The sequence below is a fragment of the Luteibacter rhizovicinus DSM 16549 genome (genome assembly GCF_001887595.1).
Classification (GTDB): Bacteria; Pseudomonadota; Gammaproteobacteria; order Xanthomonadales; family Rhodanobacteraceae; genus Luteibacter; species Luteibacter rhizovicinus.
Genome location: NZ_CP017480.1, coordinates 4,051,779 through 4,076,108, shown reverse-complemented (window position 1 = coordinate 4,076,108; position 24,330 = coordinate 4,051,779). Strand labels below are relative to the sequence as shown.

28 protein-coding genes are annotated in these 24,330 nt (G+C 64.3%); 17 read left to right on the top strand and 11 right to left on the bottom strand.

The annotated features are described in order from the left end of the window. Positions 1-79 precede the first annotated feature (79 nt). Positions 80-2,347, bottom strand: a complete 2,268-nt coding sequence (gene katG, locus BJI69_RS18560) for a catalase/peroxidase HPI (protein WP_046967635.1) — start codon at positions 2,345-2,347, stop codon at positions 80-82. Positions 2,348-2,540: 193 nt separating this feature from the next. Further along, complete coding sequence (gene rlmF, locus BJI69_RS18555; protein WP_046967636.1) at positions 2,541-3,524, bottom strand: 23S rRNA (adenine(1618)-N(6))-methyltransferase RlmF; 984 nt, start codon at positions 3,522-3,524, stop codon at positions 2,541-2,543. A gap of 93 nt (positions 3,525-3,617) precedes the next feature. Here rlmF and BJI69_RS18550 point away from each other — a divergent pair, with 93 nt between their 5' ends. Both BJI69_RS18550 and BJI69_RS18545 read left to right on the top strand, forming a co-directional pair. Beyond that, a complete protein-coding gene (locus BJI69_RS18550) occupies positions 3,618-4,139 on the top strand; it encodes a hypothetical protein (protein WP_046967637.1) in 522 nt (173 codons plus the stop codon). Between the two features lie 94 nt (positions 4,140-4,233). Beyond that, entirely contained in the window at positions 4,234-4,536 is a 303-nt protein-coding gene (locus BJI69_RS18545; RefSeq protein WP_046967638.1) for a hypothetical protein, read from the top strand. Here BJI69_RS18545 and BJI69_RS18540 read toward each other — a convergent pair. The 3 genes from BJI69_RS18540 to BJI69_RS18530 form a co-directional block, all read right to left on the bottom strand. Beyond that, complete coding sequence (locus BJI69_RS18540) at positions 4,529-6,646, bottom strand: TonB-dependent receptor family protein (protein ID WP_046967639.1); 2,118 nt, start codon at positions 6,644-6,646, stop codon at positions 4,529-4,531. The two genes, BJI69_RS18545 and BJI69_RS18540, sit on opposite strands and share 8 nt — an antisense overlap. Before the next feature lie 127 nt (positions 6,647-6,773). Next, positions 6,774-7,157 carry a VOC family protein gene (locus tag BJI69_RS18535; protein ID WP_046967640.1) on the bottom strand — a complete coding sequence of 128 codons (384 nt, stop codon included), beginning with the start codon at positions 7,155-7,157 and terminating at the stop codon, positions 6,774-6,776. Positions 7,158-7,202: 45 nt separating this feature from the next. After that, complete coding sequence (locus tag BJI69_RS18530; protein WP_211258496.1) at positions 7,203-8,030, bottom strand: hypothetical protein; 828 nt, start codon at positions 8,028-8,030, stop codon at positions 7,203-7,205. 181 nt (positions 8,031-8,211) lie between these two features. Here BJI69_RS18530 and BJI69_RS18525 point away from each other — a divergent pair, with 181 nt between their 5' ends. From BJI69_RS18525 to BJI69_RS18500, 6 genes are all read left to right on the top strand, one after another. After that, the gene (locus BJI69_RS18525) at positions 8,212-8,568 is read left to right on the top strand and encodes a DUF6249 domain-containing protein (RefSeq protein ID WP_046967641.1); all 357 of its coding nucleotides are present in this window, start codon (positions 8,212-8,214) and stop codon (positions 8,566-8,568) included. Between the two features lie 3 nt (positions 8,569-8,571). After that, the gene (locus BJI69_RS18520; protein ID WP_078023326.1) at positions 8,572-9,120 is read left to right on the top strand and encodes an RNA polymerase sigma factor; all 549 of its coding nucleotides are present in this window, start codon (positions 8,572-8,574) and stop codon (positions 9,118-9,120) included. Continuing rightward, positions 9,117-9,431 (top strand): hypothetical protein, encoded by a 315-nt coding sequence (locus BJI69_RS18515; RefSeq protein WP_046967642.1) that lies wholly within the window; start codon positions 9,117-9,119, stop codon positions 9,429-9,431. The genes BJI69_RS18520 and BJI69_RS18515 overlap by 4 nt, the downstream gene beginning before the upstream one ends. A 127-nt stretch (positions 9,432-9,558) precedes the next feature. Further along, positions 9,559-10,335, top strand: a complete 777-nt coding sequence (locus BJI69_RS18510; protein WP_181016726.1) for a class I SAM-dependent methyltransferase — start codon at positions 9,559-9,561, stop codon at positions 10,333-10,335. Between the two features lie 86 nt (positions 10,336-10,421). Continuing rightward, positions 10,422-10,811, top strand: a complete 390-nt coding sequence (locus BJI69_RS18505; protein WP_046967643.1) for a cupin domain-containing protein — start codon at positions 10,422-10,424, stop codon at positions 10,809-10,811. A 95-nt stretch (positions 10,812-10,906) separates the two neighbouring features. Then, positions 10,907-11,866, top strand: a complete 960-nt coding sequence (locus tag BJI69_RS18500) for an MBL fold metallo-hydrolase (protein WP_046967644.1) — start codon at positions 10,907-10,909, stop codon at positions 11,864-11,866. A 10-nt stretch (positions 11,867-11,876) separates the two neighbouring features. Here the strand turns inward: BJI69_RS18500 and BJI69_RS18495 are convergent, their stop codons facing one another. Continuing rightward, on the bottom strand, positions 11,877-13,631 hold the full coding sequence (locus BJI69_RS18495) for an MOSC and FAD-binding oxidoreductase domain-containing protein (RefSeq protein ID WP_046967794.1): 1,755 nt from the start codon (positions 13,629-13,631) through the stop codon (positions 11,877-11,879). A gap of 63 nt (positions 13,632-13,694) precedes the next feature. Further along, positions 13,695-14,318 carry an FMN-dependent NADH-azoreductase gene (locus BJI69_RS18490; protein ID WP_046967645.1) on the bottom strand — a complete coding sequence of 208 codons (624 nt, stop codon included), beginning with the start codon at positions 14,316-14,318 and terminating at the stop codon, positions 13,695-13,697. A gap of 65 nt (positions 14,319-14,383) precedes the next feature. On the opposite strand from BJI69_RS18490, the gene pdxR reads away from it, so the two are divergent. The 3 genes from pdxR (at position 14,384) to BJI69_RS18475 (ending at position 16,673) form a co-directional block, all read left to right on the top strand. Then, positions 14,384-15,805 carry a MocR-like pyridoxine biosynthesis transcription factor PdxR gene (gene pdxR, locus BJI69_RS18485; RefSeq protein WP_046967646.1) on the top strand — a complete coding sequence of 474 codons (1,422 nt, stop codon included), beginning with the start codon at positions 14,384-14,386 and terminating at the stop codon, positions 15,803-15,805. An 81-nt stretch (positions 15,806-15,886) separates the two neighbouring features. After that, positions 15,887-16,342, top strand: coding sequence for a carboxymuconolactone decarboxylase family protein (locus BJI69_RS18480; RefSeq protein ID WP_046967647.1), 456 nt, complete (start codon positions 15,887-15,889; stop codon positions 16,340-16,342). A gap of 10 nt (positions 16,343-16,352) precedes the next feature. Further along, entirely contained in the window at positions 16,353-16,673 is a 321-nt protein-coding gene (locus BJI69_RS18475) for a DMT family transporter (RefSeq protein ID WP_046967648.1), read from the top strand. On the opposite strand, the gene BJI69_RS18470 is transcribed toward BJI69_RS18475, so the two are convergent. Together BJI69_RS18470 and BJI69_RS18465 are read right to left on the bottom strand one after the other, a co-directional pair. Next, positions 16,611-17,069: a YkgB family protein gene (locus BJI69_RS18470; RefSeq protein WP_211258497.1), complete on the bottom strand. Its 459-nt coding sequence runs from the start codon at positions 17,067-17,069 to the stop codon at positions 16,611-16,613. The genes BJI69_RS18475 and BJI69_RS18470 overlap by 63 nt on opposite strands. Before the next feature lie 55 nt (positions 17,070-17,124). Beyond that, positions 17,125-17,664 (bottom strand): carboxymuconolactone decarboxylase family protein, encoded by a 540-nt coding sequence (locus BJI69_RS18465; protein WP_046967650.1) that lies wholly within the window; start codon positions 17,662-17,664, stop codon positions 17,125-17,127. A gap of 111 nt (positions 17,665-17,775) precedes the next feature. Between BJI69_RS18465 and BJI69_RS18460 the strand changes: the two genes are divergently transcribed. Together BJI69_RS18460 and BJI69_RS18455 are read left to right on the top strand one after the other, a co-directional pair. Further along, positions 17,776-18,735, top strand: a complete 960-nt coding sequence (locus tag BJI69_RS18460; RefSeq protein WP_046967651.1) for a cupin domain-containing protein — start codon at positions 17,776-17,778, stop codon at positions 18,733-18,735. 81 nt (positions 18,736-18,816) lie between these two features. Continuing rightward, positions 18,817-19,125, top strand: coding sequence for a zinc ribbon domain-containing protein YjdM (locus BJI69_RS18455; protein WP_046967652.1), 309 nt, complete (start codon positions 18,817-18,819; stop codon positions 19,123-19,125). On the opposite strand, the gene BJI69_RS18450 is transcribed toward BJI69_RS18455, so the two are convergent. Beyond that, entirely contained in the window at positions 19,112-19,570 is a 459-nt protein-coding gene (locus BJI69_RS18450; protein WP_046967653.1) for a hypothetical protein, read from the bottom strand. The two genes, BJI69_RS18455 and BJI69_RS18450, sit on opposite strands and share 14 nt — an antisense overlap. Continuing rightward, positions 19,567-19,797, bottom strand: a complete 231-nt coding sequence (locus BJI69_RS22675; protein WP_046967654.1) for a VOC family protein — start codon at positions 19,795-19,797, stop codon at positions 19,567-19,569. The genes BJI69_RS18450 and BJI69_RS22675 overlap by 4 nt, the downstream gene beginning before the upstream one ends. A 200-nt stretch (positions 19,798-19,997) precedes the next feature. On the opposite strand from BJI69_RS22675, the gene BJI69_RS18440 reads away from it, so the two are divergent. The 4 genes from BJI69_RS18440 (at position 19,998) to BJI69_RS18425 (ending at position 24,328) form a co-directional block, all read left to right on the top strand. Further along, positions 19,998-20,351: a DUF4242 domain-containing protein gene (locus BJI69_RS18440; protein ID WP_071925034.1), complete on the top strand. Its 354-nt coding sequence runs from the start codon at positions 19,998-20,000 to the stop codon at positions 20,349-20,351. A gap of 88 nt (positions 20,352-20,439) precedes the next feature. After that, positions 20,440-23,031, top strand: a complete 2,592-nt coding sequence (locus tag BJI69_RS18435) for an ATP-binding protein (RefSeq protein ID WP_046967796.1) — start codon at positions 20,440-20,442, stop codon at positions 23,029-23,031. A gap of 81 nt (positions 23,032-23,112) precedes the next feature. Continuing rightward, the gene (locus BJI69_RS18430; protein WP_046967655.1) at positions 23,113-23,664 is read left to right on the top strand and encodes a peroxiredoxin; all 552 of its coding nucleotides are present in this window, start codon (positions 23,113-23,115) and stop codon (positions 23,662-23,664) included. A gap of 16 nt (positions 23,665-23,680) precedes the next feature. Beyond that, positions 23,681-24,328, top strand: a complete 648-nt coding sequence (locus BJI69_RS18425) for a haloacid dehalogenase-like hydrolase (RefSeq protein ID WP_052767174.1) — start codon at positions 23,681-23,683, stop codon at positions 24,326-24,328. The last annotated feature ends 2 nt before the right edge of the window (positions 24,329-24,330 follow it).

Genomic DNA, 24,330 nt, shown 5'->3' with positions numbered 1-24,330 from the left:
TAAGCGGCAGACCCGGAGTGCAGTCGTAAAAAAACCCGCCCGGCGGAGCCTGGGCGGGTTCGTCAACATGACGCGGCCTTTATTTCTTCAGATCGTATCGATCGAGGTTCATCACCTTGGTCCAGGCCGCGGCGAAGTCCCTGACGAACTTCTCGTTGGCATCCGAGCTGCCGTAGACCTCGGCATGCGCACGCAGGACCGCATGCGAACCGAAGACCAGGTCGACGTCGGTCGCTGTCCACTTGCGTGTGCCCTTGCCGCGCTCGCCGCCTTCGAACGTGTCACGTCCGGTCGCCTTCCACTCCGTCCGCATGTCGAGCAGGTTGCGGAAGAAGTCGTTGGTCAGCTTGCCCGGGCGATCGGTGAAGACGCCATGTGCCGCTCCGTCCACGTTGGCACCAAGCACGCGCAGGCCACCGATCAGCACGGTCATTTCGGAGGCTGTGAGGGTCAGTAACTGCGCCTTGTCGATCAGCAGGGCCGTCGACGGAACGCTGTACTTGCCCTTGACGAAGTTGCGGAAGCCATCGGCGACCGGCTCGAGGGATGCGAACGACTCGACGTCGGTCTGTTCCTGCGACGCATCGGTACGACCGGGAGCGAAGGGCACCGTGACGGACTGGCCGGCATCTTTCGCGGCCTGTTCGACCGCGGCGCTACCGGCGAGCACGATCAAGTCGGCTAGGGAGATGGTCTTGCCGCCGGCGCCGAATTCGGAACGGAGGCTTTCCAGCTTCGCCAGTACCTTCGACAACTGCGCTGGCTGGTTGACCTTCCAGTCCTTCTGCGGCGCCAGGCGGATGCGTGCACCATTGGCGCCGCCGCGTTTGTCCGAACCGCGGAACGTCGAGGCGGATGCCCAGGCGGTCGACACCAGTTCCGCGATGGTCAAGCCCGAGGCGAGGATCTTCGTCTTCAGCGCGGCCACGTCGGCATCAGTGACCAGCGCATGGTCGACAGCGGGAACGGGGTCCTGCCAGAGCAGTTCTTCGCTGGGCACTTCCGGTCCGAGATAACGGGCGCGCGGTCCCATGTCACGGTGGGTGAGCTTGTACCACGCACGCGCGAAGGCGTCGGCGAACTGATCCGGATGCTCGAGGAAGCGCCGCGAAATCTTCTCGTATGCAGGGTCGAGGCGCAGCGCCAAGTCGGTAGTGAGCATGGTGGGACGGTGGCGCTTCGAGGCATCGTAAGCGTCGGGAATCGTCGCCTCGGCGTCCTTGGCGACCCACTGGTTCGCGCCGGCCGGGCTCTTGGTCAGTTCCCACTCGTGGCCGAACAGGTTCTCGAAGAACTGGTTGCTCCACTTCGTCGGCGTCTGCGTCCAGGTGACTTCCAGGCCGCTGGTGATCGTGTCGGCGCCCTTGCCACTGCCGTACGTGTTCTTCCAGCCGAAGCCCTGGTCTTCCAGTCCACCGGTCTCCGGCTCGTTCAAGACGTGCTTGGCATCGCCCGCACCGTGCGTCTTGCCGAAGGTGTGACCACCCGCGATGAGGGCGACGGTCTCTTCGTCGTTCATGGCCATGCGGCCGAACGTCTCGCGAATGTCGATCGCCGACGCGATCGGATCGGGGTTGCCCTCGGGACCTTCCGGATTGACGTAGATGAGGCCCATCTGCACGGCGGCGAGCGGATTCTCGAGGAGACGTCCGTCTTCGGTGCGGTCTTCTTCGATGCCGTGAAGCTCGGCCTCGGCCGTGATCACGCCTTCTTCGTGCGCGCCGGCGTCGTGTTCGTTGCCTGCCTTCTTGCCCTTGCCGTAACGGTGATCGCCACCGAGCCACTCGGTCTCCGTGCCCCAGTAGACGTCCTGGTCGGGTTCCCAGGTGTCTTCGCGGCCACCGGCAAAGCCGAAGGTCTTGAAGCCCATGCTTTCCAGGGCAACGTTGCCGGTCAGGATGATGAGGTCGGCCCAGGAGATGCTCCGACCGTATTTCTGCTTGACCGGCCAGATCAGGCGGCGGGCCTTATCCAGGCTGACATTGTCGGGCCAGCTGTTCAGTGGCGCGAAGCGTTGCTGACCGCGTCCACCGCCGCCACGACCATCGCCGATGCGATAGGTGCCGGCGCTATGCCAGGCCATGCGAATGAAGAGTCCACCGTAGTGCCCGAAGTCCGCAGGCCACCAATCCTGCGAGTCCGTCATGACGGCGAGGAGGTCCTTCTTCACCGCCGCCAGGTCGAGCTTCTTGAAGGCCTCGGCGTAGTTGAAGTCCGGATCCATCGGATTGGATCGCGACGAGTGCTGGTTGAGCAGATCCACGCGCAGCTGTTTAGGCCACCAATCCTTGTTCGTCGTACCGCCGCCGGCGGTGTGATTGAACGGGCACTTCGCTTCGTTCGTCATTCGCGCTTCTCCTGGGGTGGGCCGGGACGAAGGATCGCACTCCGGCATTGCCTATGAACGCATGCGTTCGACTATACGGCGCGCAGATACATTGCAGAAATTGATTGAAGTTATCGTGACAAGAGGCATGGCCTATCGAAAGAACGTGCAAGCCATGGATTTGCAAGGCACTTCGCAAAACCTCGTTGACGGCTCAATAGCCGGCGGTGCGCTTCCGTTCCCGCTCGCGATGCCACTCTCGCTGGGCCGCCTCGTCATGGAAGGTCCAGGCGACGAAGCGGCTCTGCTTGTTGCCCTGGGCCATGTTGACGGTGCGGACGTCCAGGGCCTTGGCGCGGGTGAGCTCGCGATAGATCTCGGGAAGATGTTCGCCGCGCGCGACGAGGGTGGTGAACCAGAGCACGGTGCGCGAGTAACTCGTGCTTTCCGTGATCATCGTGCGGATAAAGCGCTCTTCACCGCCACGGCACCAGAGTTCGCGGCCCTGGCCACCGAAGTTGAGGTTGGTGGTGCGGGGCGCCGCGTGCTTGTCCAGGTTACGCGTCTTGCGGATGTTTCCGGCGGCGGCTTCGCGGGCGGACGCATGGAAGGGCGGGTTGCACATGCTGACGTCGAAGCGATCTTCAGGGCGCAGCAGCTGCTCGAAGATGTGGATCGGGTTCTCCTGGCGGCGCAGGAAGATCCCGTCGCCGAGACCCGGGTTGCCGTCGACGATGCCCTTGGCGGCACGCAGAGCGCCCGTGTCCACCTCCGACGCGGTGAACCGCCAGCCGTACTCACGGTTGCCGATAAGGGGATAGATCAGGTTGGCACCCGTACCGATGTCCAGGGCGCGTACGCCGGGACCAGTGGGGATCTCGCCGCCGTTGGAGCTGGCCAGCAGGTCCGCGACGCCATGGACGTAATCCGCGCGACCGGGGATCGGCGGCACCAGATAGTCCGGTGGGATATCCCAGTGGGCAATGCCGTACTGGGCTTTCAGCAGCGCGCGGTTCAAGGCACGCACGGCATGCGGATCCGAGAAGTCGATGCTGTCTTCACCGTGGCCGTTGTCTCCCACATAGGCGGCGAGGAGCGGCATCTGGCGCGACAGCTCGGCAAAGTCGTAGCGCCCGGTATGGCGGTTGCGTGGATGCAGGGTCGTCACCGGGGGAGCGGCGGACTTGGATTTCTTCATCGAAAAGGGCCAGTTGGGCTGTGGGGCAGGGCCATTGTCGCAGATGTACCCGAAGGATCCGTGGCACCATGGTTTTCTTTGCGAGGCCCTCCCATGGATGCCAAGACCGCCTGGCCCGACCGCGTGACCATCGATGGCATGGTCTACAAGGCGCGCGTGGATGCCGGCGACGGCCTGGTGAGCCTGCCATGCCCGTCGGAGCCCCAGGTGTCCGTGGGCGACGTGATCACCCAGACGGTAGGTCGCCGGGAGGCCTCGCTCGAGGTGCTCGAGGTGGATTTCCAGCCGAACGGCTCGCTGGGTATCGGCACCGTGCATCGGCATCTGTTGGTGCTGACCGTGGAGCCGACGACGTCCCAGGCCCATACGCAGCCGCCCGGTGCCTCCTCCGCGAAGGCGCCGCCGGTGGCCCGACCACCGAAGGCGTCGCCCGTCGCCTCGACGCAGGCCGCGCCGGCCAGCACGTTGAAACTGGCCGAGCTCGTCGACCGTATAGCGCGAAGCAGCGATACCGAGGCCAAGGCGATGCTGCTGGCCCTGCTGGATAACGCCTCGGTCTCGGCGATCGTGGGCCCGGTGACCGCCTTGGGCATGCGCGCGTTACTGCGCACGTAAGCCGGCACCGTTCGCTATGTCGCTTGGCAGATAGCGAGGGCGGTCGTTCCGGGCCTATGGTGAACGTTCTTTGCCGCGTCCCCGGAGAGCCCGCATGGTCACTTATTCCGTCCGCTGCTCGGACCAAACCGCGCACGATTGCACCAAGACCGTCGAGGTGGACATCGGCATTCCCGACCTGACGCCGGAGCAACTGGCCGCCATCTTCGACGGCGGTCACACGGGCGTGCAGGCGCATCAGCTCGAGAGGGCCGACGATGCGTACCGGCAGCAGAGCGATGCCATGCCCGGCGCGGACAGGACGTACTACGTGAAGGTCGAGCTCGACGCCACCACGTGTACGGCCTGCCTGAAGGATCGAAGCAGCGAGATCCCGGACTTCGAACCGGTCAAATAGCGACGCGGAACTGGACGTAGGTCGTGCGCGGCGCGCCGACCATGCGGCCCGCATTGCCGTCGACGTTGCGTGTGTAGAAGCGCTTGTCGGTCAGGTTGTTCACACCGGCATCGATGCTGCTGCCTTTCCAGGCGGGAATCTGCCAGCTCACCTGCGCATTCCACAGACGAAACCCGGGAATGCGACCCACGCGCGCGTCGGGCGTCTCCTGGACGGTGTTGGCCGTGTCCGAGAACTGACCGCTCTGGTGCGTGCTTGAGAGGTTGAAGGTCCACAGGCCCAGCTGGTACTTCGCGCCGGCGGTGTCGGTACGACGCGAGTAGAACGGCACGTCGAGACCCGAGGTCGTGCCCGATTCCTGGATCGCCTTCGTATAGGTGAAGTTCGCATACAGGTCCAGGCCGCGCAGTGCCGACTGGTCCGCGAACTGATAGTCGATCGCCGACTCCAGGCCCTTGTGATGGGTCGCGCCTATGTTCTGGAAGGTCGGCGGCTGGATGCCCGGCACCTGCAGGATCTGGTTGTCGAAGCGCATCTTGAACACGGTCAGTTCCGCGTGCAGCTGCGGCCCCTGCCAGCGTGCACCGAGCTCGGCCGTGCGCGCGAGTTCCGGCTTCAACGGGTTGGTGGCCGACTGCGAATTGAGCTGGATGTTCTGCACCGGACCGAACGAGGTGCCGTAATCGGTGAACAGCGTCAGGTCGCGTGTCAGCAGGTACGAAATGTTCAGCGACGGCAGCAGCTTGTTGTTCAACGAGCTGTACTGCTGGTTCAAGGTCGTGTCGACGCGATCGGAGTCGATATGTTCGAAGCGCACACCCGGCGTGATGCGCCACTTGCCGATGGCGATGCGGTCGTCGACATAGGCCGCGTTCGCATCGGTCGAGTTGTCGAAGCGCGTCGGTGCGGTGACTTTTCCGCTGGCCGTGCTGATGTTGTAGCTGCCGTCGTCACCGCGCTCGCGCAGGTAGCGGTAGCCGACCGTCACGTCGTTGGTGGTCGGGCCCAGCTCGAAACGCTGTGTGAAGCGCGGTTCGACACCGAAGACCTTGTAGTTGCGTGGCTGCACGGCCAGCTGCGTCCCCGCCGTGTTGATCAGGGTGCTGCTGCGGAAACTTTCGTTGTCGTAGACGCGGACTTCGACCTCGCTGTCGTCGGACAGGGTATTGATGTAACCGACGTCCGCCGCTTTGCGATGGCCGTTCCAGAAGTCGGTGGGGCGCGTGTTCTGGAACGGGTCGGCGTCGTATTGGGCCACGGTCAGGCCACCGGGCGTGCGCGACTTCACGTCGTAATACGACAGCTTGCCGTAGACCTCGGCGGTCGGGCTTACCGGGTAACGGAATTTCAGCGCGACATCGTTGACCTTTTCGTCGCTGCCGCGTCGCCAGTCGGTACCGGTCATCCCGGAGTAGAGCAGGGCGAGGCCCAATCCGTTGGCCATGGTGGCGCCAAGGAAGGTGCTGTACTGCTGGTTGCTTCCGCCGCCCTTGCCATACGCGTTCTCGCGCACCGTGACATCGCCGCTGAGATCGGGCGTGGTCGGAATGGCGCGCGTGTTGAAGTTGATGATGCCGCCGACGTTCTGCGGCCCGTAACGCACGGCGCCGCCGCCACGGACGACATCGATGGATTCGATGTTGTTCAACGTAACCGGCGCCACCGACAGCTGTGGCTGGCCATACGGCGCGAAGGCCATGGGAATGCCGTCGAGCAGCACCGTGGAGCGCGGGCTGTAGCGACCGGTCAGGCCACGCACGCCGATGCTGAGTGACACCGCGCTACCGGCCGAGCCGGAGTTGTCGGTGGACTGCACACCTGGGATACGGCGCATGACATCGCCGATGCTGGTCGCACCGGTGGCGCGGATCTGCGTGGCGTCGAGCACCGTACGGGCGCCGGCAAACGTCTTGACGCTGTCCTGCAGGCCCGTGCCCAGCCAGCTGCCGGCGACCTGGATGGAGTCCAGTGTGGCAGCGTCCTCGGCGACCGGCGGCTTGGCATCCTGCGCGTGGACGGCATAGGGGCTGGCGGCGAGGGCCGCGGCGATGGACGCCGCGCTGACGCGACGGCGCAGGGCCGCAGCCCTGGGGGTGTGGGACGAAAGCATGCTGAACCCTAGTTTTGATGGCAGCCAGGCCTCCTGCGACGCAGGAAGGTCAGGTAGGTGCCTATCAGATGCGAATACGTTGCATTTGCAAAGGGAGGAAGTCTAGCATGCTGTTCGACATGTGAAGCTAGGGGGCGTGGAACGCCGCCTCGATGTTATGGCCGTCCGGATCGAGGATGAAGCCACCGTAGTAGCCGTCGCTGTAATGGGATCGTGGGCCCGGCGGACCGTTGTCGCGGCCGCCCGCGTCCAGCGCCGCTTCGTGGAAGGCCCGCACATCGTGCTGCGTGGTAACACGGAAGGCCACGTGGACCGGCGGCTGATTCGGCTCGCCCCGGTAGATCCAGAAGTCCGCCTTGCCATTTTCGCCAAAGCCGGCGACATCCGTACGCCCGGTCACGGATGCGGGGATCTCCAGCAGGAGTTCATAGCCGATGGCCTTGAGCGTAGCCACGTAAAAGGCCTTGCTTCGCTCGAAGTCGCGAACGTAGATGCCGATATGGTCGATCATGCGGAGCCCGTACGGGTGGCGATAGGTGCGTGCAGCTTAGCCGCGTCAGCGCTTCATGGGGAACTGCAGGTTCACCCCGGCGAAGACCTGGAATTGCGGCTGCCCGGCGCCACTGCGCGATACGGTCCACTGCGGCTCGAGGAAGACGTTCACGGTGGTGCCGCTCTTCAGCAGCTTCACCTTGCCGAGACCCAGGCCAACGGGAATCGCATAGTTGCCGCGTTGCAGGTCGGCGTTCCACGTCGCCGTCGAACGCAGGTACCAGCCCCTGGGCAGGTTGTAGAGAATCAACGGCTGGAAGGCTAAGTTGTTCTGGTCCAGTCGCCGCCGCGAGCCGGCGAAGGACTGCTGCCAGGTGATCAGCGTTCCCAGCAGTCCCCACTTCTGCGGGGCGATGACGATGACGGCGAGGCCGGCCTGCCACTTGCCTGTCCCGGTCTCGTCCTTGCCCGCGGTCGGCGCGGTGAGCTGCGGCCCGATCGCCACCTCGGTATGTCCGACCTTGAAGGGAAACAGGTCGATCAGGTTCAGGTCGCCGATCGAGGTGGTGTTTCCTGTCGGTGTCGGGGCTGTCGTAACGGGGAGGGTGTAGCGGAACAACTGCGGTGTACCGAACGCAGCGCTCGGGATGAGGCCGCGAAACAGGAAGGCGTTGGTGGTGTCGTTGCTGTTGTAGAGCTGCGGCGCCCACTGGTCCTGGAAGTTGACGGTGATCTTTGGGGTGAGGGGGTTGTTGGCGTCGTTGGCCTCACTGGACGGCGGCGAGGCCTGGCCGAAGGCCGGAGCGGTCATGGCCGCGGCTGCGAGGAAGCCGAGTGTGGAGCGCAGCCTGGGCTGCCGCCGGAGGATGACGTCCTTGAATGCCTTGGCCACGATGGCGCTCCCCGGGGGTCGCGTCCATCTACGCATGGGGATGCAGCCAGGGCGTCGGAAAAATGCACGAGTCGTCATGCGTAGAACTACCTAGGGTACCGGGGCGTGCATCCAAAACCGGACTCGCCTGTGTCTAACTGTGACATGGCTACCATGGCCACCCATCGAGACAGGATTACTTATGGACGGTATCTACATCCCCATCATCGGCTTCCTCAGCATCGCCGCCATGTTCATCACCTTTTCGGTGCTGAACAGCTGGAGCCAGTTCGAGGTGCAACGGACGCTTCGTACGGCTCTGGAGAAGGGAGCGCCGCTGACCTCGGAGCTGGTCGCGCAGATGACGACGAACCGGTCGTCGCGCAACACCGACATGCGTCGGGGCGTGATCATCGTTGCCATTGGCCTGGCGGCACTGGTGGCGGGTCCGATCACGGGGCAGATGCAGGAGTTCGCCACCGTCGCGGTGTTTCCGATCTTCGTCGGGCTTGGATTCCTGCTGGTGTGGCGACTGGAGCGAAAGGCCGGCACGCCTTGAGGCATGACGTGGATGTTGACGCCGAAGACGGACAGCGAGCTGATTGCACGATTCCTCGCCGGGGACCAGCGGGCGTTCGCCGATCTGGTGAGGCGGTATCAGTCGCCCATTCGCCAGTTCCTCAGGCGCCTGGCCGCCGGTGATCATGCGCTAGCCGACGATATGGCCCAGGAAACGTTCCTCAAGATGTTTACCAGCCTCGCGTCGTTCCGGGGGGAGGCCGGCTTGTCGACCTGGCTTCACACCATCGCGTACCGGTGCTTTCTCCGGTACGTGAGCAGCCACTCCCGCCTTCAGTTCGTGGACGACGATCACATGCCGGAAGCCATGTCGGTGGCGCCCACCGCGATGTCGGACATTCTCGTGGAGCAGATGATGAAGCACCTGAGCCTCAACGAACGACTCATGGTGACGCTTTCCGTGTCGGGCGGCATGAGTCACGCGGAGATTGCCGAGATTACCCAGGCACCGTTGGGCACCATCAAATCGCATATCAACCGCGCGAAGAAGAAGCTCGCGCGTCTGCTGGGTTCCGAGGAGGAACGAACATGAGCGGGTTGCCACCGTTGGATGAGTTGCTTGCCTATGACCGGCATCTGGAAGGCGAGGCGTTCACCCGTCGAGTCATGGGCAGGGCCGCACGTCGTGGCCACCGGGGATGGATTCTCGGTGGCTCGATCCTGCTTGCACTCGCTGTCGTGTTAGGTATCAAGCCCGACCACTTCACGATGTTCGCGGACATCCAGCTTCCCTGGCACGTGCTGAGTGACGTCGTCGCCACAGTGCCCACCGGTGGCCTGGTGGTCGCCCTGGCTGTCGTCGCGTTGATGGTCGGCGCCGGCAAGACCGTCGATAGCCTGTGAGGGTGCGACGGCCTGCTGTAATTTTTCCTGGCAGGAGCCGGTCTACCTGGCTGCACCACGTGTCCGAAAGGACTACCGTTAGCCTCGCTCCATTCCTGATTCCACCGACCCAACAGGAAGCCAAGGTATGAAATCAGCCTTTTACATCGCGGCATCCGCCGCCCTGTTATCGGTAGTTGCGGTCGCGAAGACGCCGCCGCCTGCCACCAGTCAGTCCATCGCCGCCGCCATCGCCGATACCCATCGGCCCGAAAAGGACATCCAGCAGGATGCCATTCGTCGCCCGGCGGATCTGGTCGCCTTCTCCAAGGTGAAGCCCGGCGACGTCGTCATGGACGTCTGGCCGGGCGGTGGCTACTGGACCCGCCTGTTCTCGCCGATCGTGGGCCCCAAGGGCAAGGTTTACGCCTACGTTCCCGCCGAGATCGCAGGCTTCAAGACCGATCCGGTCGGCATTGCCAAGGCGCTGGCCGCCGAGCCGGGGCGTGGGAACGTCGAAGCCATTTCGGATCCGATCGCCCAGCAACCGAAGCCGTCCGCCTTCAACACCTTCGACGTCATCTGGACGTTCGAGAACTACCACGACCTCCACAACAGCTTCATGAACGGCGCGAGCGTCGACGGCTTCAACCAGGCCGTGTTCAAGCTGGTCAAGCCGGGCGGTTACTTCGTCGTCGTCGACCATGCCGCCGCGCCGGGAGCAGGCCTGAAGAACACCGAAGACCTGCACCGGATCGACCCGGCGACCGTGAAGGCCGAAGTCGAGAAGGCGGGCTTCGTGCTCGACGCCGAGGCGACACTCCTGGCCAATCCCGCCGACGATCACACGCTCAAGATTTTCGATCCGGCCATAAAGGGCAAGACGGATCGTTTCATGCTGCGCTTCAAGAAGCCGGCGCAATAACGCCGAACTTGGTGGAACGTGACCGGCTCGATCATCGAGCCGCGTCACGCATTCAAACCGCTTTGTCTCCGCTCGGGTAAACCGACATGTCTCGACTCACATCATCCGCAGGCGGCCTGTTGGCCATAGTCGGCCTTCTAGTGGGCACCAGCGCTCACGCCGACAAGCGTACGCAACTCTCGCAGCATGACCTGAGCATTCCGGGATGGGAGGAAGTCCAGATGCGCGTCGACCTCGATCCCGGCCATATCGCGCCGAACCACCGCCATCCAGGTGAAGAGATCATCTACGTCGTCGAGGGCACGATGGAGTACGACCTCGAAGGCCAGCCGCCGTTGACGTTGAAAGCCGGCGGGGTGCTCGTTGTTCCCAAGGGCGTGGTTCACAGCGCCAAGAACGTGGGCACGACGAATGCCGCGGAGATCGGCACGTACATCGTCCCCAAGGGCCAGCCCCTGCTCGAATGGGTGAAGTGAGCGTTCGGGCCGGATTAAACAAGAAATCCGCGCGGCGGGAGTGCTGAATAGCAGGACCTCGGCGGCCGCCCGGTCGCCACGATGGAGACAGCGCCATGCATCGCAGTCCGCTCCAGCGTGTCCTTCTGGCTTCCGCCGTTACCGCAGCCCTGGTCGTCGGGACCACGGCAGGGCTTGCCCGGGCAGACAGCCCCGCCAAGCCGGTCAGTCCGGTGATCATGATCAACAAGGCCGCGGCCACCACGCCGATCGAGACCACGCCCTTGCGCGGCCCGCTCAGCATGCTGTCGGGATCCGGTGGCAACATCACCGTGCTGTCGGGCAAGCAGGGCAAGCTGATGGTCGACGCCGGCATCGCGGTATCGCGGCCACGCATCGAAGCCGCGCTGACAGCCATCAGCAATGCGCCGATCAAGTACCTGATCAACACGCACTACCACTGGGATCACACGGACGGTAACCCCTGGGTTCACGACGATGGGGCAACGATCATCGCGACGGCAGGCACGGCGGCACGTGTTTCGAAGTCGATCCGCGTCGACGACTGGGACTTCACGTTTCCGCCACTCCCCGCCAGCGGTGTGCCCACGGAGATCCTGAAGGCGAACAAGACCTATCACTTCGACGGCCAGACCGTCGAGGTCGTCCTGGTCGATCCGGCGCATACCGACACCGACCTGTATGTCGTCTTCAAGGAAGCGAACGTCGCGGCGCTGGGCGACCTGTTCTGGAACGGTGTTTACCCGTTCATCGATAACGAGAACGGCGGTGGCATCGACGGCATGATCAAGGCCGATGACGCGATACTCGCCCAACTGAAGGACGATGTGATTCTGGCGCCGGGCCACGGACCGGTGGGTACGAAGAAACAGTTCCGCGAGTTCCGCGACATGCTTGCCGGTGTCCGCGACAAGGTCGCCGCACTGAAAAAGCAGGGCAAGTCACGTGACGAAGTGGTCGCGGCGAAACCCACCGCCCAGTACGACGCGGTATACGGACACTTCGTGATCGATCCGGACTTCTTCACCCGCATCGTCTACGACGGTCTCAAGTAGCTTTCCGGAATTAAAGATCCAGTTCCACGTCGTGCGCTGGTGTCGTGCAGCAGATCAGGATGCGTCCGTTCGCGGCGGGTTGAAGCGGGTCCGTCACATAGGACACCGCGCCGTCGATCATGGGTGTTTCGCAGTTATGGCAGACACCCGAGCGGCATGACCACCGCACCGGCACGTCGCAGGCCTCGGCCAGTTCCAGCAGGCTGGCGTAACGCGTGTCCCAATGGACGGTGAGTCCGCTTCGGACGAAGGTGACAAGCGCCCCCTCGGTGGCAGCGGCGGTCGGAGGGTGAGGTGCCCTGGTCACCGCGCCAACGATGCCCGGACGAAGCGCTTCCTCGCCGCCGAAGCGTTCGGAGAGGATATTGGCGTCGGCGAAGCCGGCGCTGTGCAGGCTGGCACGCGCCTGCTCCATGAAGGTCGTGGGTCCGCATAAGTAGACCCTGGCATCGGCCGGAATGGCGAGTTGCCCGAGCGTCGCGACGGTGATGCGGCCTTGCACGTCGTAGTCGCGACCAAGGCTGTCCGCGCCGAGGGGCTGACTGAACGCGATGAGTCGTACCGCGAGTGACATCTGCCGAAGCAAGCCGTCCACTTCGGCGGCGAAGGCATTTTCTTCGCCACTCCGGGCGCCGTGCACCCAATAGATCTTTCTCGGCGGTGCGGACGGCGTGCTTGCCAACTCGCGGAGCATGGCGAGGACGGGGGTGATGCCGATGCCGGCACTCCAGAGCACTACGGGACCGGTGTCGGGACCGAGGAAGAAGCTGCCGCGCGGCGCACTGATACTCAGGCGATCGCCTTGTCCGACGTGAGTATGCAAGTACGCGCTGCCCTCGCCGGCGGCGCGTTTCACCGAGAAGCGATAGCGACCGTGAGTGCTGGCGTCCGATAGCGAGTAACTCCGTATGAGCGGTGGATGCGGCGGAGGTGGCGTCAACCTGACGACGATGAACTGGCCACCGCGTGCGGGAGGCAGGGCCGCACCATCGGCGGCCTCGACGACGAAGGATCGGACGGACGCGCTTTCCTCATGCGTGGAGCAGACACGTACCTCGCGGAAGCCAGGCCACGCCGGCTCGGCGGCGGGTGCTGTCGAGAGGCCGGCGTTGCCCGAGGCCTCCGGGCCGGCGGAAAGCATCGCCTCGAGCGACTGTCGCCAGCCGGTACTGAGAGCAGGCACGTCGATAGCGCGCTGCAATGCGTCGCGCGGATGGTCGGTCAGGTAGAGCAGGGCGTCGATCTCGGTGACGCTCACGTCACTACCGCTGAGCTCCCGGGTAATGACGTCGCCGGCGCCGATCAACCCCTCTTCGATGACCCGGCAATAGAACCCCGGCCGTTTGTGCGACACCAGGAGTGACGGCATCCTCGGCTCCTCCATGCGCAGTCCCACGCGATAACAGGTCACCCGTGGTTGCGTCACCTCCAGCAGCGCGTCGCCGATGCGAAACCTGTCCCCGATGCAGACCTCGCTGTCGGGCAAGCCATCGACGGTGAGGTTCTCGCCGAATGACCCCGGTTCCAGGGGTGGTCTGGCCAGAAACGCCTCCCAGTATCGGTAGGACTCGGTCTGGTACACCATGACGGCACGATGCTCGCCGCCATGGCCTTTCAGGTCACCTTGTCCGTCGCCGTCGATATTGAGTCGGCGGGCCATGACGCGACCCGTGACGGGCGCCTTCCATACGCTGGTGTAAACGACCTGGCCTTGCCAGGCAACGTCCTTGGGGAGCCCGACGTTTACGGAAATCAACGTGGCCATGAGGGTCACCGCGACAGGTGCGTCTGCACGAACATGTATCGTGCGCGTGCGCTGCGCACATCGTCAAGAAACGCGCGGGTGGTCCGGCTGGAAGTGAGCCTGAAGCGCCGCTTCTGTCTCGATCCTCGTCGCATCGACAGCGTCGGGTCCTGCACCCGTGCCTTGCACGGTGAAAAACGTGACGTTGTGCAGGCCGATCATCGCCAGGATGGTGGTGAGATAAGGCGTCAGGAAATCCGGTTGGCGTGCGCGCTCGCCGGAGAATCGGCCGCCCGAGGCGATCGCGATGTAGACCGGGCGGTCGCGTAGGGTGCCGACCTTTCCCGACGCCGTCATGGTGAAAGTCCGCCGGGCACGAACCACGTGATCGAGCCAGGCCTTGAGCGCCGACGGCACGGACAGGTTATGCATCGGCGTGCCGATGACGACGTAATCCGCACGCTCCAGTTCCTCGACCAGGGTCTCGGAGAGTGCCATGGAACCGTCCTGCGACACGTCGTGCAACGACGCCTGGGAGATCGCGTAGTTCATGTCGACGTGCGGCAGGCTGCCGTTGCCGATCACACGCTGCGTGACCTCGGTCGATGGGTCGCGCTGACTCAGCCATGCGACGATCCGGTTGGAAAGACGATAGCTTTCCGCCGCTTCGCCGCGCGGGCTGCAACTCACATGGAGGATGGTTTTCATGGAACTCATGCTACGACTGACGTGGCCTAGACCGAAGAGCCATGAATGGAGTAAATAATTGATCCATGGCTATCGCAAGACCCAGTTACCTCGGATCGCTCGACACCGAAGCGGCGTCGCCTTACTACAGGCAGATCTACGATCGCTTCTGCGATGCCATCGTCGGCGGCGTGTTGAAGCCGGGCGACCGGATTCCGTCGGCACGCGCGCTGGCCGAGGAGCTCGGATTGGCCAGGGGCACGATCGACGCCGCTTACTCCCTGCTGATGGCCGAGGGTTACATCCAGTCGCGCGGCCAGGCCGGGACGATCGTCACGCCCGATCTCATCCCGAGGGCACCGGCGCGAGCCACCGTGCCAGCGGTCACCCGGCGCCCGGCGAGCAGCTTTCGTCCGGATTCGATACGGCCCTTCCAGATGGGCTTGCCCGCCCTCGATGCCTTTCCGCGCAAAGTATGGGCTCGACTCGGCGCCCGCTGCGCACGTGAGATGCAACCGTCCGACATGGTTCATCCCGCCGTACAGGGCCTGCCCGAACTGCGCGCGCAGATCGCCGCGTACCTCCAGGTGTCTCGCGGTATCGCGTGTTCGCCGTCGCAGGTCTTCGTAACCTCCGGATACCGGCACACCCTGTCACTCATCGCGCAGGCACTGCTGAAGACAGGCGACAAGGTGTGGACGGAGGATCCGGGCTATCCACCGACCCGGCAACTGCTCGGTCACATGAGGATGGCCACCGTGCCCGTCCCGGTGGATCAGGAGGGCATCGTGGTATCCGAAGGCATGCGGCTGGCTCCGCGTGCGCGTGCCGCCGTAGTCACGCCGGCACACCAAAGCCCGCTTTGCGTGTCCTTGTCACTGGCGCGTCGATGGGCCTTGCTGGACTGGGCGACGCGAAACCAGGCGTGGATCGTCGAGGACGACTACGACGGTGAGTACCGGTATATCAGCCGGCCCCTGCCGGCCTTGAAGAGCCTCGACAGGGAAGGGCGAGTGCTCTACGCAGGAACCTTCAGCAAGGTGTTGTTCCCCAGCATCCGCCTCGCCTATCTCGTGGTTCCCGAGGACCAGGTAGAGCGTTTTGACGACGTCAGCGAGGTCTTCGCTGCGGGCAGTTCGTGGCTCATGCAGGCCGTCGTCTCGGCCTTCATCCACGAAGGACACTTTGCAAGGCACATCCAACGGATGCGCAGGCTCTACGGCGAACGCCGCGACATGACAGCGGCTGGGCTGGAAAACGTGCTGGGCAAGTACGTGAGCATAGACACCCAGCCCGGCGGCATGCACCTGATCCTGCGACTTCTGGCCCGGCGCTCCGATCGCCGACTGGTCGCACGCATGCTCGAGGCAGGTTTATACGCGGAGGCGCTGACCGACTGGACGTCGCGCCGCGATGGTGCCTCGGCCTTGCTCCTCAACTTCACGAACGTCGAATCGCAGAACAAGGCGGAGGCATTGGGCAAGCGGATGCTGGAAATCATGGCCTAGTACGGCAGGCGGTACTTGGATCTTCTTGTATGGACCAAGAGGGCAGACGATGGAGTCCTCCTCCCGACCTGAAGCACCGCCATGAACCAGCGCATCGACTACTCCAACGCATCCCCCGACGGCTACAAGGCATTCGGCGGCGTGTACCTCACCGTGCTCAAGGGCAGCCTGCCGAAAGCGCTCATCGACCTCGTATACCTTCGCGTGTCGCAGATCAACGGCTGCGCGTTCTGCATCGACATGCATTCGCGCGATCTGCTCAAGTCCGGCCTCGACGTCGACAAACTCGTCCTGATTCCGGTCTGGCACGATGCAGGCAACGTGTTCACCACCCGTGAGAAGAGGGCTCTCGCATGGGCGGAAACCGTGACCAATGTGTCGACGACCGGTGTCCCCGACGCGGACTATGAAGCAGCCGCCGGTGAGTTCAACGGCGCCGAGCTCGCCGATCTCACCTACGCCATCGGCTTGATGAACGCCTTCAACCGGTTTGGCGTCGCCTTCCGCTCGACCCCTGTTGCCGCCGGCAAGGCGTGAGGCGACCGACATGCCCTGGCTATGGCTCAGTCTCGCTGGCGTGCTGGAGATCGGCTTCGCGTTCTTCCTGAAGTCGTCGATGGGTTTTTCCCGATGGTTGCCCGCTGTGCTTACGGTCGTCACGGGTTTGTCGAGCGTCGTGCTGCTTTCGATCTCGTTGCGTACGCTTCCCGTGGGCACGGGGTACGCCGTCTGGACGGGCATCGGTGCGGCCGGCACGGCCATCATGGGCATCGCGCTGCTCGGCGATTCGGCCGCACCCATGCGGCTACTTTGTATCGCGCTGATCCTGGGTGGCGTCATCGGGCTCAAGCTGGTGTCGGGCAGCTAAGTCCTGCCTGAACAGATGGACCGATACCGCCAGAAGGACGACATCCTTCATGAGGAAGGGCACATTGCCCACCATGGCAGGGAAGCCACCGGCCGATTCCGCCCAGCCGTGAGGCATGAAGGGAATGATCGTCACCGTGCCGACGAAGGTGGCGATCGAGCCCAGCGCACCCACCGCTCCCAGCGTTCGATGCCAGAAACCGGCCAGAAGCAGCAAGCCGATCGTCCACTCCGTCACGCCCAGAAAGGTACTCGCGCCGCGAATGCCGAACACCGGATACATCCATGCGATCAGCGGGCCATTGCTGATGTAGGGAATGAGGATCTGCGCCTCGTAGTCGAACCATTTCTGGTAGCCGAAGAACGCGAAGATGATGACCATGGACGTGCGGAGCATGGCGGATCGCGAGGTCGTTTGAGCAAGGTGGTTCATTGTCAGCCTCCCAAGGCGTTCAGACGACGGCGGGGAAATCCACATCGGTGTCGTTGATGCGGTTGAAGGTGTTGGTGAACATCGTCAGGGCGATGGCCAGCGACACGGCGACCAGCTGCGCGTCCGAATACCCGGCAGCCCGGATGTCCGCGACGGCATCGGCCGGCACGGTGCCGCTTTCCCGCATGATCCGGAGCACGAAGCGAATGAGCGCGTCACGCTTTGCTTCGCCGGTCGGCTCCATGTGCCCGATGGCCTTCGTCGCCTCGATCGACAGGCCCGTCATCTTCGCGAGCATGGTGTGTGCGGCCAGGCAGTAGTCACAGCCGGTCTGTGCGCTCACCAGCAGCTTGATGGTCTCGAGATCCTTCTTGCCCAGGCCGGCGGAGGCGAGTGCCGTTTCGGCGGCAAGGTACGCGTTCAATGCACCGGGCGCGAGATGGCCCACGGCAGCGAAGAGGTTAGGGACCTGTCCGCCGGTCATCTTGCGGACCTGGTCGTAAGCATCGGCGGTGGCACCGGTGGCGGTGTCGATGGCGGGGATGGAGATGCGGCTCATGATGGGTTCCTCAGGCGAGGTGGTTGGGGTGGAGAGATTCTCGACCTCCGGAATGACCTCGACGAGCCCCGATTTAATCGATAAAGTGCTCAAAAGGATCATGGTGAGCGTATGTCCCACGACGTCGATTGGCTCAGCCGGTTTCTCGCCACCCTGTCCGTCACCGGGCGGCTGGAGATCCGCTGCTCGTACGGCGCCCCTTGGGACATCACGTACGTCGACTCTCCCCCCGGGGAAATGCCTTACCACCTGGTGATACAGGGCAGCGCCGTTCTCGAGCCTCCTACGCGAGGTGAGCGGATCACGTTGACCGCGGGCGATATCGTGCTGATGCCGCGAGGCGGAGCCCATGTGCTCCGCGACGCTAGTGGTCTGCCGCCAGCCCCCGTGAATGAGCGCAGTGTCATGAACGTGCTGCTCAGTGAGAACGAGGGTGAGGGCGATCGCCTGGAAATGTTGTGTGGGCGATTCGTCATCGCCGAACCGCACGATCGGTGGCTTCGCCACTATCTGCCATCGGTACTCGTCGTGAGAGCGGCTAAGCCCGGCGCCGAGGGCGAGACTCCGGCGGCCGCGCGTTTGCAGCGGCTCGTGTCACTCATGCGCGAAGAGAGCATCGATGGCGGGTTGGGTGGCTACGCCCTGTTGAACGCGTTGTCGTCCGCGCTCTTCGCCCTGGTGTTGCGCGCGTCCAGTGAAGCGGAAGCACCGCCGTCCGGACTTCTCGCGCTTGCCGGACATCCACGGCTCGCGCCGGCCATCTCCGCGATGTTCAACGACCCGGCGCGGCCCTGGACCTTGCCCGAGCTGGCGGCGTTGAGCAGCATGTCCCGCGCCACCTTCATGCGGCGCTTCCAGGAAGGCCTGGGGCGCTCGGCCAGCGAACTCCTCCAGGACATACGGATGGGCCTCGCGGCCAACCAACTCAAGCAGCCGGGTCGCGCGACGGAGGTCGTTGCCGAAGCCGTGGGCTATCAGTCCGTTTCCGCGTTTCGACGGGTGTTCACCGAACGGATCGGCATGACGCCGGGAGCCTGGCGCCGGCGGTTCATCGGCACGATCGACGCATGAGCGCATGTAGAATAGCGAGCTGCGCCACTGAGAGAGAGTGACTTGGAAGCATCCGATATTCCCGCCTGTCCGGTTTGCGGCATGGAAAACACCTACCCGGATGGCGACACGTACGTCTGTCCGGATTGTTCGCACGAATGGCCCCAGCGTTCGACGAAGTCCGAGGACGGCGACGTCGTCGTTCGCGACGTCAACGGCAATGTCCTGGTGAGCGGCGACAGCGTGGTCGTGATCAAGGACCTGAAGGTGAAAGGCTCATCCATTCCCCTCAAGCAGGGTTCGATGATCCGCAACATCCGGCTGGTCGAAGGCGACGCCGAACACATCGAAGGCAACTCGGACAAGATCAAGGGTCTGGTGCTGAAGACGTGTTTCCTCAAGAAGGCTTGAGAGCCCGGTCGCTTGCTGTCGGGCAGGGCGTGTCGGCCTGTTGCATCGTGTGGAATTCGATGGACAGGCCGAGGTCGTCCTGGGTGGGTGCGAGGAACGATTCCCCCGAGATGCCTCGATACGTCGCGAGCTTGCGCTCGTAGCCGCGTTCTACCCAGCGTTGCGCGCGACCCAGGTCGGCGACGCCGTAGCTCACCCCGAGAACGCGTGGACCGCCCCTGGTCATGGTCTGCCGCGCCACGCCGTCGCCATCGGGTTGCAAGGTCAACAGTGCGGTCGGGCCGATCGGTACGCAGAAGCCTTTCGCCCCGACCGTCGGCAACGTGACCGGCACCGCGTGGCCGAAGCCCATTTTCTCGAGCTGCCGGCGATCGGCATCGGCATCGCCGGACACCAGCCATATCGATGACAGCGCGCGGGCGCCATTGGGATGTTCGCGGGTCACGCGATAGTCGTCGGCGTTACCGCATAGTGCAGCGCCTGTAGCGATGCGTGGATCGTGTCGATCGACGACGAACGGAAGCCGAACGTGCGCGCGCCCGGGCCACCTTTCAACGCTACCTGGTCTGCCTTCATGCCTGGATCGAACGTGGGGTCGGCGCGGGTGATGCCGAGCAGTTCGATGAAGCTGCCGTCCGCGAAGCGGATGTAGCGGTTGGCGACTACCCACAAGGACAATTTCCGGGCGAAATATGGTCCAGGTGCAGATGACTGGGCGAAAGTGGCCGAACCACTGCGGTGCGTCAAGTGCGCCGCAAACTGAGGGGCGCCTGGACCCAATCTGGGGGAAATCCCCGATGTTGGGAGGGGTGCGGATTCGTAGTCTGGTATCGCAGCTCGGCCTTGAGTTGTATTCCATCAAGGAGAAGACCATGCCTCGCTACATCGTCGAACGCGATTTCCCCGGCAAACTGCATCTGCCCACCAACGACGAGGGCGATCGCCTTTGCCGGAAGATCGTCAATACCAACGCGGAAGAGGGCGTCACCTGGGTGCACTCGTACGTGAGCCTCGATCGGACGCGAACCTTCTGCGTTTACGACGCGCCCAGCCCCGAAGCCATCCGTGAAGTGGGCCAGCGCAACCAGCTTCCCGTCGGCAGCATCACCGAGGTGTCCGTGCTCGATCCGTATTTTTACTTAGGTACCGGACATGCCGGGGTCGAAACCGCGGCGCACTCCCGGCTCCGCACGCCCTGGCTACCCTTCAGCTACGTGCTGGCCTGAGGCGCGATGCTGCAAGAGCAGCACGTCGCTTCACTCGTCTGGAACCTGCCCGGTGCGAAAATAGGGCAGGTTCCGGGGAGTGGGTACGGTGGAACTCATCGAACGCGATTACCCCCTGCAACGTTTGCATGAAGCAGTCGGGCGAGCGGAGCGGGGCTCAGGGCTCATCGTGCTGGTCAGCGGAGAGGCGGGCATCGGCAAGACATCGCTGGTCCGCCGTCTCGTACGCGACCGGACCGGGGAAGGCGACCGCGTGCTCTGGGGAAGTTGCGAGGCGCTGTTCTCGCCCAGGCCCCTGGGGCCGATCTACGACATGGCCGGCGCCTTCGACGGAGACGTGCAGGGCATGCTCGGTGTCGACGGACCTCGCGCGAGGCTGTTCAGCGCCATCCTGACCGATCTGCAGCATTCGCCGCGCACGACGTTGCTGATTCTCGAGGACCTGCACTGGGCCGATACCGCGACACTGGATCTGGTGAAATACCTGGCCCGACGTGTTCATCCCCTGCGCGCCGTCCTCCTGCTTACCTATCGCGACGATGAAATAGGCGACAGGCATCCGCTGCAAACGGTGTTCGGCGACTTGCCAGCCGATGCCGCCATGCGCATCCCACTGCAACGGCTCTCGGAAGACGCGGTGGCCGACATGGCCAGGCGGTCGGGCTGCGTGGTGGACGGGATTTTCGCGACCACCGGCGGCAACCCCTTCTTCGTCACGGAGATCCTGCATGCCGATGGCGTCCCAGCCACCGTACGTGATGCCGTGCTCGCGCGCGCGGCGCGACAGTCGCCACCGGTGCGAGCGCTACTGGACCTGGTCGCCATCGTGCCGGCGCGCGTCGAGATCGCCATGGTCGACGCCGTGCTCGCGCCGTCGGTCGACGATATCTCCTCGGCCCTGGCATCGGGTCTCCTCACCGCGGCGGACGGCTGGTATGCCTATCGCCACGAGCTGGCACGCATGGCTGTGGAAAAGGCCCTGGCGGCGCCGGTGATCACCGCCCTGCATGCCCGCGTGCTCGCCTGCCTCGAAAGCGGGGACGAACCCGCACCCATGGCCCGGATGGTTCATCACGCCGCGGGTGCGGGCGACGCGGCGGCCGTGTTGCGGTATGCGCCGCTCGCCGCAGCCGAGGCGATCTCGCATGGCTCGCATTGCGAGGCCGCGAAACTCTATGGCGTGGCTCTCGCCTATGCCTCCCGGCTACCGCTACGCGAGCAGGCCGAGTTGCTGGGACGTCGCTCGTACCAGTGCTACCTGACGGACCAGGCGGACGAAGCGATGAGTGCGAGCCTGCGCGCGCTCGATATCTGGCGTGAGCTGGGCGAGCGCACCCACGAGGGAAACACCTTGCGCTGGCTGTCGCGTCTGCACTGGTTTGCCGGATGCAATCGTGACGCGGAGGCCTATGCGGATCAGGCCGTGGCGTTGTTGGAACAGTTGCCCGAAGAGAGCGAGTTTGCGTGGGCGCTGAGCAACCGATCGCAGCTGTACATGCTTGCCGGGCGTACGCCCGAGGCGGTTGCATGGGGTACGCGCGCCATGGAACTGGCCAAGCGGGTCGACGACACCGAGGTCCTGTGCCACGCGATGAACAACGTGGGCACGGCGATGCTCTCGAGCGGCGATCCGGAAGGAAGGCACTGGCTCGAAAAGAGCCTTTCCATCGCGCTCGATCGCGGTTACGGCGAGCATGTCGCCCGGGCCTACGCCAACCTGACCAGCACCGAAGTCACGACCCGCAACTATGTCGTGGCCGCACGAACCATTCACGAGGCGGGGATCTACTTTGCCGAGCGCGATCTCGACTCGTGGGCAAACTACGTGCTGGCCTGGAAGGCCCGCGTCGATTTCGAGCAGGGACGCTGGGACGACGCTGCCCGCCTGGCGAGTCAGCTTATCGTCCGCGATGCGGTGGCGCCGGTGACGCGCATACCGGCCATGGCCGTGCTGGCACGCATCCGCCTGCGACGTGGCGACCCCGGTGCCACCGAACTGATCGACGAGGCCAGCGAACTGGCCAGTCATACCGGTGAACTGCAGCGGCTCGCACCCATCGCGGTCGCACGCGCCGAAGCGGCGTGGCTCCGTGGCGAGAGCAGCCTGAACGATCCGTGGGTAAGGCACACCTATGAGATGGCCGAGGCCCTGGGCGATCGCCGCGAGCTCGGCGAGTTGGGCTTCTGGTTGTGGAAGCTCGGCGAGGGGCAGGGGAAATACGCCGAAAGCGACGACCCGTACGCGATGCTTTGGGAGGGAGCCTGGCAGGCCGCCGCGGACGCATGGCGCATTCTCGCTTGTCCCTACATGCGTGCGATGGCGCTGTGGGACGGCGAGGAAGCCAGCAAACTCGAAGCCCTGGCCATCTTCGAGGCCATGGGCGCCTGCGCGACGGTGAAGCTCTGTCGCGCGCAGTTGCGCCAGGCCGGCATACGTGGCGTGACGCGGGGCCCCAGGGCTACCACGGTCGCCAATCCCGCCGGCCTGACCACGCGCGAACGCCATGTCATGAGCCTGTTGGCGAGAGGCCTGTCGAATGCGGAAATCGCGCAGCACATCGTTCGGTCGGAGAAAACGGTCGAGCACCACATCTCGGCCATCCTGCGCAAGCTGGACGTTTGTTCCCGCGGCGAAGCGGTGGCCGCCGCGGGACGGCTCGGACTGACCGACCCGCCTTAGCGTGTGGTCCGGGTCATCCAGTACGTCGCCTTAGACGTATATGATCCTGACACCCGTCCCCCACCACAGGAACCCCCCGTCATGAAGCCCTTGATGACCCTCGCCGCGCTTGCGCTGGCCGGCACCGCCGCCCTGGCGACACCTGCTTCCGCCGCGCTGAAAGAAGGTACGCAGGCACCGGACTTCACCTTGCCGGCCTACCTCGCCGGCAAGCCGTTCACCTTCAAGCTCGCCGACGCCCTGAAGCAAGGACCCGTGGTGGTGTATTTCTTCCCCGCGGCGCACACGGATGGCTGCAATGTCGAAGCCCACATGTTTTCGGAGGCCATCGACAAGTTCAAGGCGCTGCACGCGACGGTCATCGGCGTGACAGCGGGCAATACGGGTGAGCTCGCGGCGTTCTCGACGGAGAACGAACACTGCGGCGGCAAGTTCGCCGTCGCCGCCGACGAGGGTGCGAAGATCGCGAAAGCCTACGATTCGACCCTGATGATCCGGCCCGGCTGGTCGGACCGCACGTCGTACGTGATCGCACCATCAGGCAAGATCACCCATGTGTATTCGAGCCTGAAGCCGCAGAAGCATGTGCAGGAAACACTCGACGCAGTCAAGGCGATCGAGGGCGCCCATTAACACGCGCGACTGCGCGGTGTTCGACCTCGACAAGACGTTGCTCTCGGCGGATTCGACCGTAGAGTGGATGCGCGGCTTGTTGCGGGCGTCACCGTTGAAGTTGCTTGCCGCGCTGCCGGTGCTTCCGGCGGCGTTGGTAATGCTGCACATGCCGTCGGCGAGGCGGATTGGCGCCTCCCTGTTGCTGTGGATCGCCACGTACGGTCTCGACAGGGCGGCGTTGGAGCAGAGCATCGATGCCTTCGCCAGGCGATTCGAGCAAGGCATGCGCTCCCTGCACTGGATCGACGACGGCATGGCCCGGCTGAGGGAGCACCTGGACCGCGGTGACCGCGTTGTCATCGTTACGGCGGCGCCGCAGTGGCTTGCCGGGCGTCTGCTTGCGTCGATTGCCGGCGATCTGCCGGTGCTCGGCTCGGAACTGCGGAGGGCGGGTGGCGGCTGGATCGTCCGACGGCATTGCCGCGGTATGGAAAAGTGCCGGATGCTTCTCGAAGCGGGTTATGGCAAGGCGTGGCGATGGGCGTATAGCGACAGCGCCGATGATGCGCCGATGCTGGCTCGCGCGCGGGAAGCCTTCCTCGTCAATGCAACGGTGCGAACCCAACGACAAGCCGCTGCGCATGGTGCGTCCCATGCGGTCGTGCTGCAGTGGCCTGTGTAGCG

What these genes read in the sequence shown, in the direction of transcription:
- BJI69_RS18510 (WP_181016726.1), top strand. Translation starts at nt 9,559, where the DNA reads ATGAAATCAGCCTTTTACATCGCGGCATCCGCCGCCCTGTTATCGGTA.
- pdxR (WP_046967646.1), top strand. Translation starts at nt 14,384, where the DNA reads ATGGCTATCGCAAGACCCAGTTACCTCGGATCGCTCGACACCGAAGCG.
- rlmF (WP_046967636.1), bottom strand. Translation starts at nt 3,524, where the DNA reads ATGAAGAAATCCAAGTCCGCCGCTCCCCCGGTGACGACCCTGCATCCA.
- BJI69_RS18440 (WP_071925034.1), top strand. Translation starts at nt 19,998, where the DNA reads ATGCCTCGCTACATCGTCGAACGCGATTTCCCCGGCAAACTGCATCTG.
- BJI69_RS18540 (WP_046967639.1), bottom strand. Translation starts at nt 6,646, where the DNA reads ATGCTTTCGTCCCACACCCCCAGGGCTGCGGCCCTGCGCCGTCGCGTC.
- BJI69_RS18465 (WP_046967650.1), bottom strand. Translation starts at nt 17,664, where the DNA reads ATGAGCCGCATCTCCATCCCCGCCATCGACACCGCCACCGGTGCCACC.
- katG (WP_046967635.1), bottom strand. Translation starts at nt 2,347, where the DNA reads ATGACGAACGAAGCGAAGTGCCCGTTCAATCACACCGCCGGCGGCGGT.
- BJI69_RS18505 (WP_046967643.1), top strand. Translation starts at nt 10,422, where the DNA reads ATGTCTCGACTCACATCATCCGCAGGCGGCCTGTTGGCCATAGTCGGC.
- BJI69_RS18550 (WP_046967637.1), top strand. Translation starts at nt 3,618, where the DNA reads ATGGATGCCAAGACCGCCTGGCCCGACCGCGTGACCATCGATGGCATG.
- BJI69_RS18520 (WP_078023326.1), top strand. Translation starts at nt 8,572, where the DNA reads ATGACGTGGATGTTGACGCCGAAGACGGACAGCGAGCTGATTGCACGA.
- BJI69_RS18500 (WP_046967644.1), top strand. Translation starts at nt 10,907, where the DNA reads ATGCATCGCAGTCCGCTCCAGCGTGTCCTTCTGGCTTCCGCCGTTACC.
- BJI69_RS18455 (WP_046967652.1), top strand. Translation starts at nt 18,817, where the DNA reads ATGGAAAACACCTACCCGGATGGCGACACGTACGTCTGTCCGGATTGT.
- BJI69_RS18475 (WP_046967648.1), top strand. Translation starts at nt 16,353, where the DNA reads ATGCCCTGGCTATGGCTCAGTCTCGCTGGCGTGCTGGAGATCGGCTTC.
- BJI69_RS18480 (WP_046967647.1), top strand. Translation starts at nt 15,887, where the DNA reads ATGAACCAGCGCATCGACTACTCCAACGCATCCCCCGACGGCTACAAG.
- BJI69_RS18470 (WP_211258497.1), bottom strand. Translation starts at nt 17,069, where the DNA reads ATGCTCCGCACGTCCATGGTCATCATCTTCGCGTTCTTCGGCTACCAG.
- BJI69_RS18430 (WP_046967655.1), top strand. Translation starts at nt 23,113, where the DNA reads ATGAAGCCCTTGATGACCCTCGCCGCGCTTGCGCTGGCCGGCACCGCC.
- BJI69_RS18545 (WP_046967638.1), top strand. Translation starts at nt 4,234, where the DNA reads ATGGTCACTTATTCCGTCCGCTGCTCGGACCAAACCGCGCACGATTGC.
- BJI69_RS18525 (WP_046967641.1), top strand. Translation starts at nt 8,212, where the DNA reads ATGGACGGTATCTACATCCCCATCATCGGCTTCCTCAGCATCGCCGCC.
- BJI69_RS18535 (WP_046967640.1), bottom strand. Translation starts at nt 7,157, where the DNA reads ATGATCGACCATATCGGCATCTACGTTCGCGACTTCGAGCGAAGCAAG.
- BJI69_RS18495 (WP_046967794.1), bottom strand. Translation starts at nt 13,631, where the DNA reads ATGGCCACGTTGATTTCCGTAAACGTCGGGCTCCCCAAGGACGTTGCC.
- BJI69_RS18490 (WP_046967645.1), bottom strand. Translation starts at nt 14,318, where the DNA reads ATGAAAACCATCCTCCATGTGAGTTGCAGCCCGCGCGGCGAAGCGGCG.
- BJI69_RS18460 (WP_046967651.1), top strand. Translation starts at nt 17,776, where the DNA reads ATGTCCCACGACGTCGATTGGCTCAGCCGGTTTCTCGCCACCCTGTCC.
- BJI69_RS18515 (WP_046967642.1), top strand. Translation starts at nt 9,117, where the DNA reads ATGAGCGGGTTGCCACCGTTGGATGAGTTGCTTGCCTATGACCGGCAT.